Raw genomic sequence first — 14654 nt, forward strand, 5'->3', positions numbered from 1 at the left:
CCGGAACAGGGCATGTGACCTGTGGGGGGAGGAGCGAGCAGCGTGGCAGGGGGCGCTCTTCGGCCTGTCCCCTCCACCTCCTTCGCGCCGGTGGCCGGTTCGTGCTGAGTGCGGGTACTCAGGCGTCCCGCGGGTCCCTCTGCCACGCTGGGCGGCATGTCCTCGCGCGAACGCCGCCCGGCCCTGTCCGCCCTGACCGTCGCGACGGCCGTGGCGGTCCTGACCGCCGGGCCGGTCCTGACCGGCTGCGGCACCGGGCGTCCGGCGGGGCCGCCCGGCACGGCCTCCGGACCACCTGCCGCGGGGTCTCCCGTGACGACCGCGCCGCCGAGTCCGCACGCCGAGCCGGACCGCGGGGACAGCGCTCCGCACCACGCGGAGAACGAGGTCGGGCGCCGGCCGGGCGCGATGAGCGCCGCGGACGCCGCGGCGGCCCGGCGCCAGGCGGCGAGGGTCCGGCCGGTCCTGGAGGGGCTGCGCGCCGGGGGCCGCGTCGGCCCGGACGCCGTGCGCCCCGCGCTCGCCGCCCTCGGGTTCGCGCCCGCCGACCTGCGCGTCCAGCGCCCCTGGTCCCGTTGGAACGGGGACCACGCGGAGGCGGTGCCCGGCACCCTCTACGGCATCCGGGTCGGTGCCACCGCCTGCGTCTCCGGGATGGTGGACGACGGACAGGTGTGGACGGAGGTCACGGGCCCGTACCCGGAGACGGGATGCGTGGCCCCGCCGGTGGCGCACTGACCCCGCCCCGGACGCCCTGATCGCCTCCGAGCGGCAGGAGGTGGCCGCCGCCGAGACCCGGCCGGACGCCCCGGCCGGACGGGGGCGGCGGCGCGTCGCGAGCCCGGTCGCCGTCGGCCGGCGCGGAGGCGTGGACGCCGCCGAACGCCGAACCCGACGTAGTGGGGCTGCCGTTGGGGGCGACCTGGCGGGGGGGTGCCTGCGAAGACGAGCTTCAGGGACGGCGGTTGGCCTCGCGGGCGGGTGCTCTTCCCTGCCCGCGCGCGGGCGCACGGGGCGTGAACACGCCTGCGGGACAAAGGGAGTTCAGAGTTCGCGCGGAAGGGTGCGGGTGCGCCGGGGGCGCCGGTGACGGGCCGGTGCGCGCCGGTCCGTCCGCGCCGTGGGCGCGCGGGAGTACGCGAGGAGACCTCCGCTGCACGGCCGGCATCGCGGCGCGAGTGCCGGCCGGGGGCGGGTGCCGAGCCCGGGGTCCGCCCGGGCGTCCGGATCGTGCCCGCCCGGCCGGGCACGAGGTCGGACGGCGGGCCGACAGCGCGGTGCGGTGTCGCCGAGGGAGTGCGGGGCCCGGCGGTGGACGGCGACGCGCGGGCGCACGGCCGGCGCCCCACCGCCCGGGACGGCCGGCGGTCCCGTGGGGGCCGCCGACGGACACAGGCCCCGGTCGCTCACCTCGACGACCGGGGCCTGCCACGTCCCCGGACCCGGCCGCGGCGGCGACACTCCCCCGAGTTACGCGTCGTACGCGCGCACCGTCGGGCCAGATCCGATGAAGTGATCACATCAGGCCACACCAACGGATCGCTAACATGAGGCGACCGTTCCACCCGAGGGGACGGCCGGCCGGCGGCGCCGTCGCCGGAGGGACGCGAGCGCGTCGTGCAGCGCGGTCGCGCGAGGCCGGGCGGAGGACGTGGGGCGGTGTGATGCGGAACGGGCTGCGGTTCGGGCTGCTGGGGACGCCGGTCCTGTTCGGTGCCGACGGCGAGACCGTTCCCCTCGGCGGCGGCAAGACGCGGGCCCTGCTGGCCGCCCTCCTCCTCGAACCGGGCCGGGTCGTCTCCGTGGACGCCCTCAAGGACGCGCTGTGGGGCGGCGCCCCGCCCGCGTCCGCCCAGGCGTCCCTGCACAACCACGTGACCCGGCTGCGCCGCCTCCTCGACGATCCGGAACGGCTGCGCGCCGTCCCGCCGGGCTACGTCCTGCGCGTGGCCGAGGGCGAGTTCGACGTGCGCCTCTTCGAGCGGCACGTCGCCGCGGCACGCGACGCGCACGCCGGCGGCGACGCGGAGCGGGTGCTGGGCGAGTGCGCCGCCGCGCTCGCGCTGTGGCGCGGCACCCCGCTGAGCGGTCTGCCGCCCGAGACGGGCGGGCATCCCCTCGGCCGGCGCCTGGAGGAGGCCCGCCTGCTGGTCGAGGAGTGGGGGTACGAGGCGGAGTTGCGCCGCGGCGCGTCGGCCGCCCGGCTCGACGGCCTCGCCCCCGAACTGGCCGCCCGGATCGCCGAGCACCCGCTCCGCGAGTCCTTCCACCGGCTGCTGATGCTCGTCCTGCACCGTGCCGGGCGGCCGGCGGAGGCCCTCGCCGTCCACCGCGACCTGCGCGCGCGACTGGTCGAGGAACTCGGCGTCGAGCCCGGGCCCGCGGTGCGCGAGACCCATCTGGAGATCCTCCGGGCGGCGGACCGGCAGGCGCCGTCCGGACCGCGGGCGACGGCGGCCGGCCGGCAGGGCCCGCGAGCCGGACGGCGGGACGCGGCGGCCGGGGACCGGCGCCGGGAGGCGCCCGCCGCGGGTTCCCGGCCCGCGCAACTGCCGCCGCCGGCAGCGCCTTTCGTGGGGCGGGCGGATCTCCGCGGCCGGCTGGTCGGCGTCCTCTGCCCGCCGCGGCCCGCCGCGTTCCCCGAACCGTCCGCCGCCGGCTGGCATCCGCACTGCGCGGCGCCGGCCTCGACGCGGGTCGCGGTGATCAGCGGCACGGCAGGCGTCGGCAAGAGCGCGCTCGCCCTGCACGTCGCCCATGCGTTGAGGGAACGTTTCTCCGACGGGCAGCTCTACGTGAACCTGCGGGGGGCCACCCCCGGCACGACCCCCATCACCGCGGGGCAGGCGCTCGCCGCACTGCTGCGCGACCTCGGTACGGACCCCCGCCGCATCCCCGAGAACCCGGACGCGGCGGCCGCGCTGCTCCGCTCGACCCTGGCGTCGACCCGCACCCTCATGGTCCTCGACGACGCCGCCCACGCCGCCCAGGTGCGCCCGCTGCTGCCGGCCGGGCCGGACTGCGCGGTGATCGTCACCAGCCGCTCGCCGCTCACCGCCCTGGACGGCGCCCACCGCTTCCCGCTCGCGCCCCTGGGGGACGAGGACAGCGCGGACCTGCTCCGCGCGGTCTCCGGGCGCCGGGACGGCCTGGACCGTGGGCATCCGCTCGTCGCACTCACCGGCGGACTCCCGCTGGCCCTGCGCGTCGTCGCGGCCCGCCTCGCCGCGCGCGGCGCCCTCACCCCCGACGCGCTGGCCGGTCAACTGGCCGCCGCCGAGAGCCGGTTGCACCACCTGGAGTACGACGACCTGAGCGTGCGCCGCTCCCTGGCGGTGGCCCACGACGCGCTGCGCGCCTCCGAGCGGGAGGCGGACCGGGACGCCGCCCTGGCGCTGTGCCGGATCGGCGCGCTCGACCTGCCCGCGTACGGGGCCGGCCTGCTGGCCCGCCTCCTGTCCACCGGCGAACGCCGCGCCGAGGCCGCCCTCGACCGCCTCGTCGAGGTCGCCCTGCTGGAGGAGACGGCGTACGGCCGCTACGTTCCCCACGATCTGGTACGGGACTTCGCGCGCGAGATCGCCGGCGCGGCGGAGTGCGGCCTCGCGGCGGCCGGCCCGGTCGCGGACACCGCGGTGACCGGCGAGGCGGACGGGGGCGGCGCACCCGGGGCACCCGGTCCACCCGGCGGACCGCCCCGCGGCGAGGACGCGCCGAGCGCCGCCGTCCCTGCCGCCGGGGTACCGGACGGGCGGGTGCCGGACGGCTCCCCGCCCCGGCGCGGCACCCCGGCGCGGGGACACGACGCGGTCGTCGCCGAGCGGGCGCTGCGCTGGTACGCGGCGGTCGCCGCCCGGTGCCTGGAGGCCGTCCTGGAACCCGGTCCCGACCGGGAGGACCGCGCCAGGCCGACCGCCTCGCAGCCCGCCGGGCACGCGGCGGACGTCGCGGCCACACCCCCCTTCCGTTCCGCGCACGACGCGTTCGCCTGGGGCGACACGGAGCTGGCCAACGCGACCGTGCTGGCGGAGCGGTGCGCGGGCACCTCGGCCTATGTGCCGCTGCTCGCCCGGATGCTCCACCCGTACGTCCGACGCAGCGGCCACGTGGCCGAGTTGGAGCGACTCCAGCGGGCGGCGCTCGACGCGGCACGGCTGCTGGAGGACGCGGCGGCCGAGGCGTACGCGCTCGGCGACCTCGGCGGACTGCACTTCATGACGGGCCGGGCGGGCGAGGCGCTCGCCCTGACCGACGAGGCGCTCGCCATCTGGCGCCGGCTCGGTGTGCCCTCCTGGGTGCGGCGCGGCCTGAACAACCGCGGCATGCTGCTGGAGAGCCTCGGCCGCTACGACGAGTCCGGAGAGGCCCTGCGGCAGAGTCTGCGGCTCTCCCGCGCACTGGACGACCCGCACACGGAGGCCGTCACGTACAGCCATCTGGGCAACCTGTACGAGCACAGCGACCCGCGGGCGGCCATCGACCACCACCGGCGCAGCCTCGCGATCGGCGAGGCCGTGGGGGACGTGATCATCCGGCACTCGGCGCACTGCAACATCGGCTACGCCCATCTCACGCTCGGCGAGCCGGCCGCCGCGATCCCGCACTTCGAGGAGAGCCTGCGCGTCCTGGGCGGCCACGGCGACTGGCACGGGGAGTCCCAGACGCGGCTCGGCCTGGTGCGCGCCCTGCGCGAGGTGGGCCGGCAGGAGCGGGCGGAGGGCGAGTGCGACCTGCTGTGCCGGCGCGCCGACCGCCGTGCCGACCGGTACACCGGCGGTCTCGCCCGGCACCAGTGGGGCCTGCTGCTGCGGGAGCGGGGCGACGCGGGCGCCGCGCACCGGGAGTGGGCGCGTGCCCTCACGGCGCTGGAGGGCACCGACAGCCCGGTGGTGGGTGAACTGCGGGGACTGCTCGCCGGGTGAGGGACGCCGTGACCGCTGCTCGCCGGGTGGGGGACGCCGTGACCTGCGGGGCCCCGGCGCGACGTCCGGGAGGGCGGCTGCCGGCCTCCGGCGCCGGCGGCGGTGCCCGACCGGCCGCCGAGCCGCGGGCGCGGACCGGCGGGGCGGCCCGTCCGCCTACTTGGCGTCCGCGTAGCAGTGCACGACCGCGGTCGTGAACGGGAACCGCACCGGGGTCTCCCCGAAGGTGAGGCGGCCGGCCAGCTCCGCCGCGTCGCGGATGGCGGCCACCACGGTCTCGGCCTCCTCCGCCGGGCAGTGCACGATCACCTCGTCGTGCTGGAAGAAGACCAGTTCGGCGGAGAGGTCCGCACAGGTGCGGCGCAGCGCCGCCAGCATCAGCAGCGCCCAGTCGGCGGCGCTGCCCTGCACGACGAAGTTGCGCGCGAAACGGCCCCGGGCGCGGGCGTCGGACGAGGCGTAGCCCGGCTTCCAGCCCTGGTCGGTGGCGGCGGGGGCGGCGGGGTCCTCCTGCGGGATGCCGGCCTCCTCGCCGGCGTCGTCCCGGGCGCGGGCGGCGGGGGGACTGGTCCGGCCGAGCCAGGTGCGCACGAGCCGGCCCTCCTCGCCGGCGCGGGCCGCGTCGTCGACGTAGGCCACGGCCCGGGGGAAGCGGCGGCGCAGCAGCGCGAGGTTCTTCAGGCCGTCGCCGGAGGTCTGCCCGTACACGGCGCCGAGCACGGCGATTTTGGCCTGGGCCCGGTCACCGGAGAAGGCGCGGTCCGACACCGCCTGGTAGAGGTCGCTCGCGCGGCCCGCGACCTCCATCAGGCCGGGATCGCGGGAGACGGCGGCGAGGACGCGGGGCTCCATCTGGTCGGCGTCGGCGACGACCAGCCGCCAGCCGGGGTCGGCGACGACCGCCCGGCGGATCACCTTGGGGATCTGCAGGGCGCCGCCGCCGTTGGTGACCCAGCGTCCGGTGACGGTCCCGCCCGGCTGGTACTCGGGGCGGAAGCGGCCGTCCCGGACCCAGTCCTGGAGCCAGGACCAGCCGTGCGCGACCCAGATCCGGTACAGCCGCTTGTACTCCAGCAGCGGCGGCACCGCCGGGTGGTCGATCGACTCGATCTCCCAGCGCCGGGTGGACCCGACCTTGACCCCGGCCCGCGCGAACGCCCTGACGACGTCGGCCGGCAGGTCGGGCCGGACGCGCCGGCCGAAGGCGGCGGAGATCTCGTCGGTCAGCTCGGCGAGACGGCGCGGCTCCCCACCGCCGGTGTAGCGCTCGCCGAGCAGGTCGTGCAGCACGGCACGGTGCACGTCGGCGCTCCACGGCAGGCCCGTCCGGTTCATCTCGGCGGCGACCAGCATCCCCGCCGACTCGGCGGCGGTCAGCAGCCGCATCCGGCCGGGGTGCGCGGTGCCGTCGTGGCGGCGCCACTGGTCGGCGTAGACCGTGAGCAGGTCCGCGAGCGGCAGGTGCACCGGGTCCGGCTCGAAGAGCGAGGACTGCGAACCGGGTTCGGCGGACCGCTGCGGCGGGTCGGGCGGCACGGGGCCGCCGCGCAGGCGGGCCAGCGCGGCGGCCGCAGACCGCGGTTCGCCGAGCCGTCCCGCATGGCCGAGCAGCAGGGTCTCGGCGGCCTCCAGGTCGTAGCACCGCTCGATCCGCACCCCCGCGGCCAGCAACCGGGGGTACACCTCGGCCGTCGACCGCCACACCCACCGGTCCACCTCGGGCCGGGTCCGCACGGCCTTGGCGAGATCGGGCTCCCTGCGCACCGGCCCGGCGGGCAGCCCGTCCGGGCCGAGGGGGGCGACGTCCGCGCCGCCGTCCTCGGCCGGCGCGAGAGCCCAGCGCTCGGTCATGCCTCCGAGTCTCGCAGGAGGGTCCGACAACGCCGTCCGCCCCGGTGACCGGGCCCCTGCGCGGCGGCCGGGGCCGCCCGGAGCCCGTCCGGACGGCGCGGGGGGCGGCGGGCGGGACGGCGGGGAGGGCCGCGGTCGCCGGGACCGCGCGCGGCGGGCCCGGCGCGGCAGCCGCGGGCCGGTCACGCCGCTGCCACCGGGCTGGTACCGCCGCCGTGCGGGCGTCACCTCCGCGACGGCGGGCGCCCGCGGCGGCCGTCGCGGCACCGGGCCGGCGCCGCCCCCCTCACCGGGGCCCGCACCGCGGCCCCGTGGCGGGCGCCCCTCGCCGTCCACAGGGTGTGGATACTCCGCCGGCCCGCCGCTCCTGCCCCGTCCGGACCGCTCCGGGCCCGTGACACGATCGGGGGATGAGTACGTCCAGCACGGTGGAGCGGGCCTTCGAGGCCGCCCTCTACGCCGACTCCGACGCGGCCCTCGACACCGGCGCCTCCCTGCTCGCCGCCGACCCGGCGTCCGACGCCGAACGCGACCGGCGGGGAGCGGAGTTCGTCGCGACCGCCTGGCGGCGCGGCTGGCAGCCCGCCGACGTCGTCCGGCTCGTGCGGCGCGACCTGGACGACGTCCACGTACGGCTGGTGACCTCCCTGATCCTCCGGGAGCGGGAGACGGACCGGGCACCGCGCGGGGCCCGCTGGACGGCCCAGCTCGACGCGTTGGGCGCGGACGCGCACGACGTCCGCACCGACCGCTTCTCCCACGCCACGGCCGTCCTGGAGCTGTACCGCCTGCTGCTGCGGCTGCCCGCCGTCGAACCGCTGGAGACCCCGCGGCCGGCCGCCCCGGCCGGCGCCCCGCGCGAGACGCGCATGCTCGCCCGCATCCGCGCCCTGCTCGCCAAGGCGGAGGCGACCGGCTACCCGGAGGAGGCGGAGGCGCTCAGCGCCAAGGCGCAGGAACTGATGGCGCGGCACAGCATCGACGAGGCGCTGCTCGCGGCCCGCACCCATGCCGCGGACGGGCCCGGCGCCTGCCGCGTCGGCATCGAGGCGCCGTACGAGACCGCCAAGGCGGTCCTGCTGGACGCGGTGGCCCGGGCGAACCGCTGCCGCGCCGTGTGGAACGACGCCTTCGGCTTCTCGACCGTCGTGGGCTTCGAAGCCGATCTGGAGGCCGTCGAACTCCTCTACACCTCGCTGCTCGTGCAGGCCACGGCGGCGATGACGAAGGCCGAGGCCGCCCAGCGGGCGGGCGGCCGGAAGCGTACGAAGACCTTCCGGCAGTCGTTCCTCGCGGCGTACGCGCACCGGATCGGCGACCGGCTCGCGACGGTCGCCGAAGGGCAGGCGGCCGAGGCCGAGGGGGACCTGCTGCCGGTGCTGGCCGCCCGGGACGTGGCGGTCGCGGACCACCTGGACCGGATGTTCCCGCGGACCGTGACGACCCGGATGCGCGGGGTGGACGACGCGGCCGGATGGCACGAGGGGTCCGACGCGGCGGACCGGGCCCGCGTCGGCGACCGGCGCCGGCTGCCGGGAGAGGGCGGCCGGTCCCGCTGAGGACCGGTCCGGGGCGCGCCCGGACCCTCCGGCCGTCCGGGTCCGGGTCAGTCGCCCGCGTGCTGGAACGGGGTCACCGACGCGTTCGGCGTGCCCGCCGGCCCCTTGCCCGCCACGGGGCCGTAGGTCCAGGGGAAGTCCTTGGTGGCGCCGGTGCCGGGGAACCCGACCGTCAGCGTCCTGGCGGCGAGGGTCCCGGCGTCGCCGTCCGCCCCCCGTACGTAGGTGATGGTGAAGGACGCGGTGTCCCCCCGGCCGAGCGTGAGTTCCTCGGGCCGGGCGGAGTCGTCGGCGCCGATCGGGGCCGCGTCCCCGGTGGCGGCCTTCACCGCGAGCCGGGGGACACCCTTCAGGGTGCAGCGCGGGCCGTTGTTGGTGACGGTCACGGGGATGTTGCCGGTGTCGCCGGCGGCGGTCGCCGCGTTCGCGGGACCGACCTGGAGACCGGCGTCGCCGATCGCGCAGGCGGCGACGGCCCGGGTCGCGGCGCCGGACGGGTCGCCGGACTTCCCGGAGTCGCCGGAACCGCCGTCGTCGCAGGAGGCCAGGGCCAGGGCGGCGGCGAGGACGGTGACGGCGATGGGCAGAGCGCGCATGGGTTCCCCCGGGGGTCGGAGCGATGTGCATGGATCATCACGCACGAGCGTCCGCGGGGGTCGCGTGCCCCTCGCCGTTCACCCGGACGGGACCGATATCGCCTGTTTCTGCCCGCGGAACGCCCGGAAGGCGACCGAACGGGGGCCCGCGGTGCACCGAAGCGGACCGCCCGCCGCTCCGTCGGCACGGTCGCCTCGCCTCGCCGGGGCGCCGAAGCCGGGCCGCGGCCCAGCGCCTCCGCGGACAGCCTCGCCTGGCCGCGGGACGCAGGTCCGGTGACGTCCGCCCGTGCCGGAGACCGCGACGGTCCCGCGAACCGGAGCGGCCGTGCGCGGCCCGGACCCGTGTGCCCGGGGTGCTCCCTGGTCCGCCGTCCCCGTGCCTACGCGGCACCGTCGTCCCGGCGCTCGGGGAGGGCCGCGTGTCCGGGACCGGCGTCCCGGGTGCTTCCAGACTCGCCGTCCGCGCGTGAGGCACCGTCGTCCCCGCGCGAAGCGCCGTCGTCCCGGCGCCGGGGGACGGCCGCGCGGCCCGGACCGGTGTCCGGGGGTGCTCCCGTGCTCGCCGTCCGCGGGGGAGGTGTGGCCGTTCCCGTGCGCGGCACCCTCGTCCCGGCGCACGGGGACGGCCGGGCTCACCGGCCCCCGGGTCGGTACGGGGTCAGGACCCCGTACCGAGGCTCGCCGTGGGCAGCCCCGAGGGCAGCTTGCCCCCCTCGCTCCGCGTGTACGTCTCCGTGCCGAGACCTCCCCGCCAGGTCACCCGCAGGGTCTTGCCCCGTACGGAGTCGACCGTGCCGGACGCCCGGTCCGTGCTGCCGTCCGTGCAGGTGAGGCGGATCGAGCGGGTGCCCGACCGCTCCGTTGCGGTGCCGCTGCACAGGGTGCCGCCGGTCGCGAAGAGCCCGGCCCGGCCGCCGTTGACCATGAGCACCACGGCCTTGCCGCCCGCCGTGGTCAGCCAGCTGCCCGACAGCTCGCCGTCCGCGGAGGCGTCGCCGGAGCCACCGCCCGAGGCCGTGCCGCCCGTACCGTCCGTACCCCGTGTGCCGTCCGTGGAGGACGGGCCGGGGGTCGCCGAGCCCTTGCCGGAGTCGCCCGCGCCGCCGCCGCTGCATCCGGTGAGCGCGAGCGCGGCCGCCACACCCACGGCCGCGGCCGTGAGACGGGTCCGGGTCCGGCGGAGCGGGAAGATCGTGGTCGTCACTGAAGCCCCCCAGGTGGGTCGGATGCCGTGTCGCCCGAACGGCGGCAGCAAGGTACCAGGCGGCCCCGGCGCGGGTTCCCCGTCCCCGCCGGCTCGTGCCGGTCCGGGACGCTCCGGCCCGCCGCTCCACGCCGGCCCGCGACGTCCCCTCCGCGCCCGTGCCGGGCCTTCCGCGCCCGCCCGTGCGGGGGAGCCGGGGCGGGGCTCCACGGGACCATCACATCCACGGGGGAACAGGAACGGTGTCGCGTGCGTCTCTTGATGGAGGACCAGGGAATCGAACCGGTCGATTCCTCCGGGAGCACCGCGCGCCCGGCGGGACGCCGGTGCGGACGACCGTGCGGCGGGCGGGGGCCGCATGTGACGCCGGCTCCGGGGAATGCGCTGGACCGGATGGAGTGCCGGAGCGGTTCGAGGGGCCGGACGGAGCCGGCCCGGCGCGACCGGGGCTGCGGACCGTGGTCACGGGAACGACGGCCGGTAGTCAAGGGCCGGTAAAAGCTGTAACCGCGGGACCACCCCGCGTGCACGTGCATCTGCCCATGCATCTGCACATGAACAGAGCTATGATCCGAGGCAGTTGACCACTGCATCTATGGCCACCTCAGCCACTGCACGACCGGGGAGCGACCTGTGGACCACGACGTGTTCGACCTGGATGACGTGGACAACGGCATGGCTGACGAGGTGTACAACGGCATGGCGGCGACCGGGCTGGACGGCGTGGCCTGGCAGAAGAGCAGGCACAGCAACTCGCAGGGTTCCTGCGTCGAGTTCGCCCGGTTGCCCGGTGGTGACGTGGCGGTGCGCAACTCGCGGTTCCCCGAGGGGCCCGCGCTCGTCTACACGCGCGCGGAGATCGAGGCGATGCTCCTGGGGATCAAGGACGGCGAGTTCGACCACCTGATCGCCGGCTGACGGACGCGGTCGCGTCCCGGAGGTGCGGCGCCGGGGGAGCGGTACGGGCCGCCCCGCCCGCGGCGCGGGCTGGCGGTGGCTCCGCTCCGCGGTGACGCACGGCGCGGAGCGGCGCGGCGGCGGCCCGCCGTCCCCGTGCGGCGCGCGGAACCGTGGCGCCCGCGGGCGCCACGGTGTCTCACGTGCGGCCGGGAGCCGCCGGGCCGCACGGCGGCAGCCGGAACAGTGCCCAGACCACCTTGCCGCTGAGCGTTCCGGCCAGCGGGTGCCAGCCCCAGCCGTCGGCGAAGGAGTCGACGAGGAAGAGGCCGCGGCCCGACTCCGCGGAGAAGTCGTCCGAGTCGCCGGCCACCGGGCTCTCGTGGCTGGGGTCGCGGACGACGCACACCAGCCGCGAGGTCCAGCGCATCAAGTGCAGCCGCACGGGCGGCCCTTGGTCGTCGCGCGGGGTGTCCGAGGGCAGGGCGTGCCGCAGCGCGTTGGTGACGAGTTCCGAGACCACCAGGCAGACGTCGTCGAACCGCTCGCCGATGTCCCACTGGTCCAGCGTCCTGCGGGTGAACTGCCGTGCCTCGCGGACCGCCTCGAAGCGGGCGGGCAGTGCGCACGAGGCGGCGCTGCAGACGGCCGCGGGGTCGAGAGGCGGAAGTCCCTGCCGTAAGGGTTCGAGCATGGTCGATCCATTCGTCCCCATGCGAGGCACTCCCGGGAGTTCGCGGTCGTTGCGATACAGCGGTGGCGCGGGGACCATGGTTCCGAATGCGTACAGCAGATGCAAGGGCAGATGCACGTGCACGCGCCCGGATTGGACCTTCCCTTCCGGGTTCCGGCTGATTTCTTCCGGCGTCTTGTTCTCGTTGTTGACGCTCTGTTGATCTGTTGGTGCACGGCTCGTTCGGCTCCTTTCCGTTTCCGTAACCGAACGAGTACTGCTTGAAGTGTTTTAGTGGCAGACTGCGGCGTCTGGAAGACGGTTGGGGAGGCGGACGAACGTGAGCGCTGGTGAGTCGAGCGGCTCTGTGGTGCGGCGCATGCTGCTGGGGTCGCATCTGCGGCGCCTGCGGGAGACGCGCGGGATCACCCGTGAAGCGGCCGGCTACTCGATCCGCGCCTCCGAATCGAAGATCAGCCGCATGGAGTTGGGACGGGTGAGCTTCAAGACGCGCGATGTCGAGGACCTGCTGACGCTCTACGGCATCGTGGACGAGGCGGAGCGCGCCTCCCTGGTCTCGCTCGCCAAGGAGGCCAACGTCGCGGGCTGGTGGCACAGTTACTCCGACGTCCTGCCGAGCTGGTTCCCCACCTACGTGGGCCTCGAAGGGGCCGCCCACCTGATCCGCGTCTTCGAAGTGCAGTTCGTGCACGGCCTGTTGCAGACCGAGGACTATGCGCGCGCCGTGGTCCGGCGCGGCATGAGGGGTGCGTCCGCGGCCGACGTCGACCGCCGGGTGGCGCTGCGCCTGGAGCGGCAGAAGTACCTCCTCGCGGACAACGCCCCGGAGTTCCACATCGTCCTCGACGAGGCCGCGCTGCGCCGCCCCTACGGCGACCGCGAGGTGATGCGCGGGCAGCTCCAGCACCTGATCGACGTCTCGGAGCGGCCCAACGTCCGCCTCCAGGTGATGCCGTTCAGCTTCGGCGGGCACTCCGGCGAGAGCGGTTCGTTCACCCTGCTCAGCTTCCCGGAGTCCGATCTCTCCGACGTCGTCTACCTGGAGCAGCTCACCAGCGCGCTCTACCTGGACAAGCGCGAGGACGTCACCCAGTACGAGAACGCGCTCAAGGAGCTCCAGCAGGACAGCCCCGGCCCCTCGGAGAGCCGGGATCTGCTGCGCGGGCTTCTCCAGCTCTCCTGACCGCCCCTGCGGACTTGTCGGGTAACCCACAACTCCTGTGAAACATAAGTACGATGACGTGTGATCAGACCGTGATCGGACGTCCGCTGCCCCGGGCCGGGAGCCTGATTCGGCAGCACAGGGATTGAGGGAGCGCATGTCGTCCTACTTCACCGACCTGGCCCAGCAGTACATCGACGGTGTATGGCGTCCGGGCACCGGCTCCTGGGACATCATCGACTTCAACCCGTACGACGGCGAGAAGCTGGCCTCGATCACCATCGCCACGGCAGACGAGGTCGACGACGCCTACCGCGCCGCCGAGCGCGCCCAGAAGGAATGGGGAGCCACCAACCCCTACGCGCGCCGCGCCGTCTTCGAGAAGGCCCTCGCCCTCATCGACGAGCGCGAGGCCGAGATCACCGAGGTGATCATCGCGGAGCTGGGCGGCACCCGCCTGAAGGCCGCGTTCGAGCTGCACCTCGTCCGCGAGTTCCTGCGCGAGTCGATCCAGCTGGCGCTGCGGCCCGAGGGAAAGATCATCCCCTCGCCGGTCGACGGCAAGGAGAACCGCCTCTACCGCGTCCCCGTCGGCGTCGTCGGTGTCATCAGCCCCTTCAACTTCCCCTTCCTGCTGTCGATCAAGTCCGTCGCCCCCGCCCTCGCGCTGGGCAACGGCGTGGTCCTCAAGCCCCACCAGAACACCCCCGTCACGGGTGGCTCGCTCGTCGCGAAGATCTTCGAGGACGCGGGCCTGCCCGGCGGCCTGCTGAACGTGGTGATCACCGACATAGCCGAGATCGGCGACGCCTTCATCGAGCACCCGGTGCCGAAGGTCATCTCCTTCACCGGCTCCGACAAGGTCGGCCGGCACGTCGCCACGGTCTGCGCCGCGCACTTCAAGCGCTCGGTCCTCGAACTCGGCGGCAACAGCGCCCTGGTGGTCCTCGACGACGCGGACGTGGACTACGCGGTGGACGCCGCCGTCTTCAGCCGCTACGTCCACCAGGGCCAGGTCTGCATGGCCGCGAACCGCGTCCTCGTCGACCGGTCGGTGGAGGCGGAGTTCACCGAGAAGTTCGTCGCCAAGGTGCGGACGCTGAAGGCCGGCGACCCCGGCGACCCGCAGACGGTGATCGGTCCGGTCATCAACTCCTCGCAGGCGGACGCCCTGTCGGGCACGGTCGAGCAGGCGATCGCGGAAGGCGCCACCGCCCTGGTGCACGGCACCACCACCGACAACCTGGTGGAGCCCTCCGTCCTCACCGGCCTGCCCGCCGACTCCGCCCTGCTCCGCCAGGAGGTCTTCGGCCCGGTGGTCTTCCTCGTCCCGTTCGACGGCGAGGAGGAGGCGGTCCGGATCGTCAACGACACCCCGTACGGGCTCTCCGGTGCGGTGCACACCGCCGACGTCGAGCGCGGCGTGAACTTCGCCAAGCAGATCGACACCGGCATGTTCCACGTCAACGACGGCACGGTCCACGACGAGCCCCTCGTCCCCTTCGGCGGCGAGAAGCACTCCGGCATCGGCCGCCTGAACGGCGAGACGACCGTCGACGCGTTCACCACCACGAAGTGGATCTCGGTGCAGCACGGCCGCAGCCGCTTCCCCTTCTGACGGCGGATCCACGCGGCGGAGGGGGCGCGCCCGCCACGGCGGTCCCCGCGCCTTTCGCGCCGGTCGCGCCACGGGCCCTTGCGGACCGAAACCGTCCGCAAGGGCCTCTAGCGTGGTCGGTGTCAGGCAGGTGGACCCGGGAAAGGGG

Annotated in this window: 10 protein-coding genes and 1 pseudogene; 7 read left to right on the forward strand and 4 right to left on the reverse strand. The window is 75.8% G+C overall.

What is annotated here, in order from left to right; genetic code table 11:
• The first annotated feature begins 156 nt into the window (after window positions 1–156).
• The 3 genes and pseudogenes from ACGFS9_RS22480 to ACGFS9_RS22490 all read left to right on the forward strand — a co-directional run bounded on the left by ACGFS9_RS22480 (window position 157) and on the right by ACGFS9_RS22490 (window position 4922).
• A complete protein-coding gene (locus ACGFS9_RS22480) occupies window positions 157–738 on the forward strand; it encodes a hypothetical protein (RefSeq protein WP_393255548.1) in 582 nt (193 codons plus the stop codon).
• A gap of 16 nt (window positions 739–754) precedes the next feature.
• Window positions 755–850, forward strand: a pseudogene (locus ACGFS9_RS22485) (methionyl-tRNA formyltransferase); the annotation flags it as partial.
• 814 nt (window positions 851–1664) lie between these two features.
• Entirely contained in the window at window positions 1665–4922 is a 3258-nt protein-coding gene (locus ACGFS9_RS22490; RefSeq protein WP_393255581.1) for a BTAD domain-containing putative transcriptional regulator, read from the forward strand.
• A 156-nt stretch (window positions 4923–5078) separates the two neighbouring features.
• Here ACGFS9_RS22490 and ACGFS9_RS22495 read toward each other — a convergent pair whose 3' ends face one another.
• Window positions 5079–6773 (reverse strand): bifunctional 3'-5' exonuclease/DNA polymerase, encoded by a 1695-nt coding sequence (locus ACGFS9_RS22495; protein ID WP_393255550.1) that lies wholly within the window; start codon window positions 6771–6773, stop codon window positions 5079–5081.
• Window positions 6774–7183: 410 nt separating this feature from the next.
• Between ACGFS9_RS22495 and ACGFS9_RS22500 the strand changes: the two genes are divergently transcribed.
• On the forward strand, window positions 7184–8332 hold the full coding sequence (locus ACGFS9_RS22500) for a DUF2786 domain-containing protein (protein WP_393255551.1): 1149 nt from the start codon (window positions 7184–7186) through the stop codon (window positions 8330–8332).
• 47 nt (window positions 8333–8379) lie between these two features.
• Here the strand turns inward: ACGFS9_RS22500 and ACGFS9_RS22505 are convergent, their stop codons facing one another.
• Together ACGFS9_RS22505 and ACGFS9_RS22510 are read right to left on the reverse strand one after the other, a co-directional pair.
• Window positions 8380–8928, reverse strand: coding sequence for a DUF4232 domain-containing protein (locus ACGFS9_RS22505; protein WP_393255552.1), 549 nt, complete (start codon window positions 8926–8928; stop codon window positions 8380–8382).
• A gap of 661 nt (window positions 8929–9589) precedes the next feature.
• Complete coding sequence (locus tag ACGFS9_RS22510; RefSeq protein ID WP_393255553.1) at window positions 9590–10135, reverse strand: hypothetical protein; 546 nt, start codon at window positions 10133–10135, stop codon at window positions 9590–9592.
• A 633-nt stretch (window positions 10136–10768) separates the two neighbouring features.
• On the opposite strand from ACGFS9_RS22510, the gene ACGFS9_RS22515 reads away from it, so the two are divergent.
• Window positions 10769–11053, forward strand: a complete 285-nt coding sequence (locus tag ACGFS9_RS22515) for a DUF397 domain-containing protein (RefSeq protein ID WP_393255554.1) — start codon at window positions 10769–10771, stop codon at window positions 11051–11053.
• Between the two features lie 178 nt (window positions 11054–11231).
• Here ACGFS9_RS22515 and ACGFS9_RS22520 read toward each other — a convergent pair whose 3' ends face one another.
• The gene (locus ACGFS9_RS22520; protein ID WP_393255556.1) at window positions 11232–11747 is read right to left on the reverse strand and encodes an ATP-binding protein; all 516 of its coding nucleotides are present in this window, start codon (window positions 11745–11747) and stop codon (window positions 11232–11234) included.
• A gap of 337 nt (window positions 11748–12084) precedes the next feature.
• On the opposite strand from ACGFS9_RS22520, the gene ACGFS9_RS22525 reads away from it, so the two are divergent.
• Both ACGFS9_RS22525 and ACGFS9_RS22530 read left to right on the forward strand, forming a co-directional pair.
• Window positions 12085–12909: a helix-turn-helix domain-containing protein gene (locus tag ACGFS9_RS22525; protein WP_393255582.1), complete on the forward strand. Its 825-nt coding sequence runs from the start codon at window positions 12085–12087 to the stop codon at window positions 12907–12909.
• Window positions 12910–13045: 136 nt separating this feature from the next.
• On the forward strand, window positions 13046–14506 hold the full coding sequence (locus ACGFS9_RS22530; RefSeq protein WP_393255557.1) for an aldehyde dehydrogenase family protein: 1461 nt from the start codon (window positions 13046–13048) through the stop codon (window positions 14504–14506).
• The last annotated feature ends 148 nt before the right edge of the window (window positions 14507–14654 follow it).

This window comes from Streptomyces sp. NPDC048566 (assembly GCF_043199735.1).
GTDB lineage: Bacteria > Actinomycetota > Actinomycetes > Streptomycetales > Streptomycetaceae > Streptomyces.

Excerpts from the sequence above, each read along its gene's own strand:
- ACGFS9_RS22480 (WP_393255548.1), top strand. The coding sequence starts at position 157 with ATGTCCTCGCGCGAACGCCGCCCGGCCCTGTCCGCCCTGACCGTCGCG.
- ACGFS9_RS22490 (WP_393255581.1), top strand. The coding sequence starts at position 1,665 with ATGCGGAACGGGCTGCGGTTCGGGCTGCTGGGGACGCCGGTCCTGTTC.
- ACGFS9_RS22495 (WP_393255550.1), bottom strand. The coding sequence starts at position 6,773 with ATGACCGAGCGCTGGGCTCTCGCGCCGGCCGAGGACGGCGGCGCGGAC.
- ACGFS9_RS22500 (WP_393255551.1), top strand. The coding sequence starts at position 7,184 with ATGAGTACGTCCAGCACGGTGGAGCGGGCCTTCGAGGCCGCCCTCTAC.
- ACGFS9_RS22505 (WP_393255552.1), bottom strand. The coding sequence starts at position 8,928 with ATGCGCGCTCTGCCCATCGCCGTCACCGTCCTCGCCGCCGCCCTGGCC.
- ACGFS9_RS22520 (WP_393255556.1), bottom strand. The coding sequence starts at position 11,747 with ATGGGGACGAATGGATCGACCATGCTCGAACCCTTACGGCAGGGACTT.
- ACGFS9_RS22525 (WP_393255582.1), top strand. The coding sequence starts at position 12,085 with ATGCTGCTGGGGTCGCATCTGCGGCGCCTGCGGGAGACGCGCGGGATC.
- ACGFS9_RS22530 (WP_393255557.1), top strand. The coding sequence starts at position 13,046 with ATGTCGTCCTACTTCACCGACCTGGCCCAGCAGTACATCGACGGTGTA.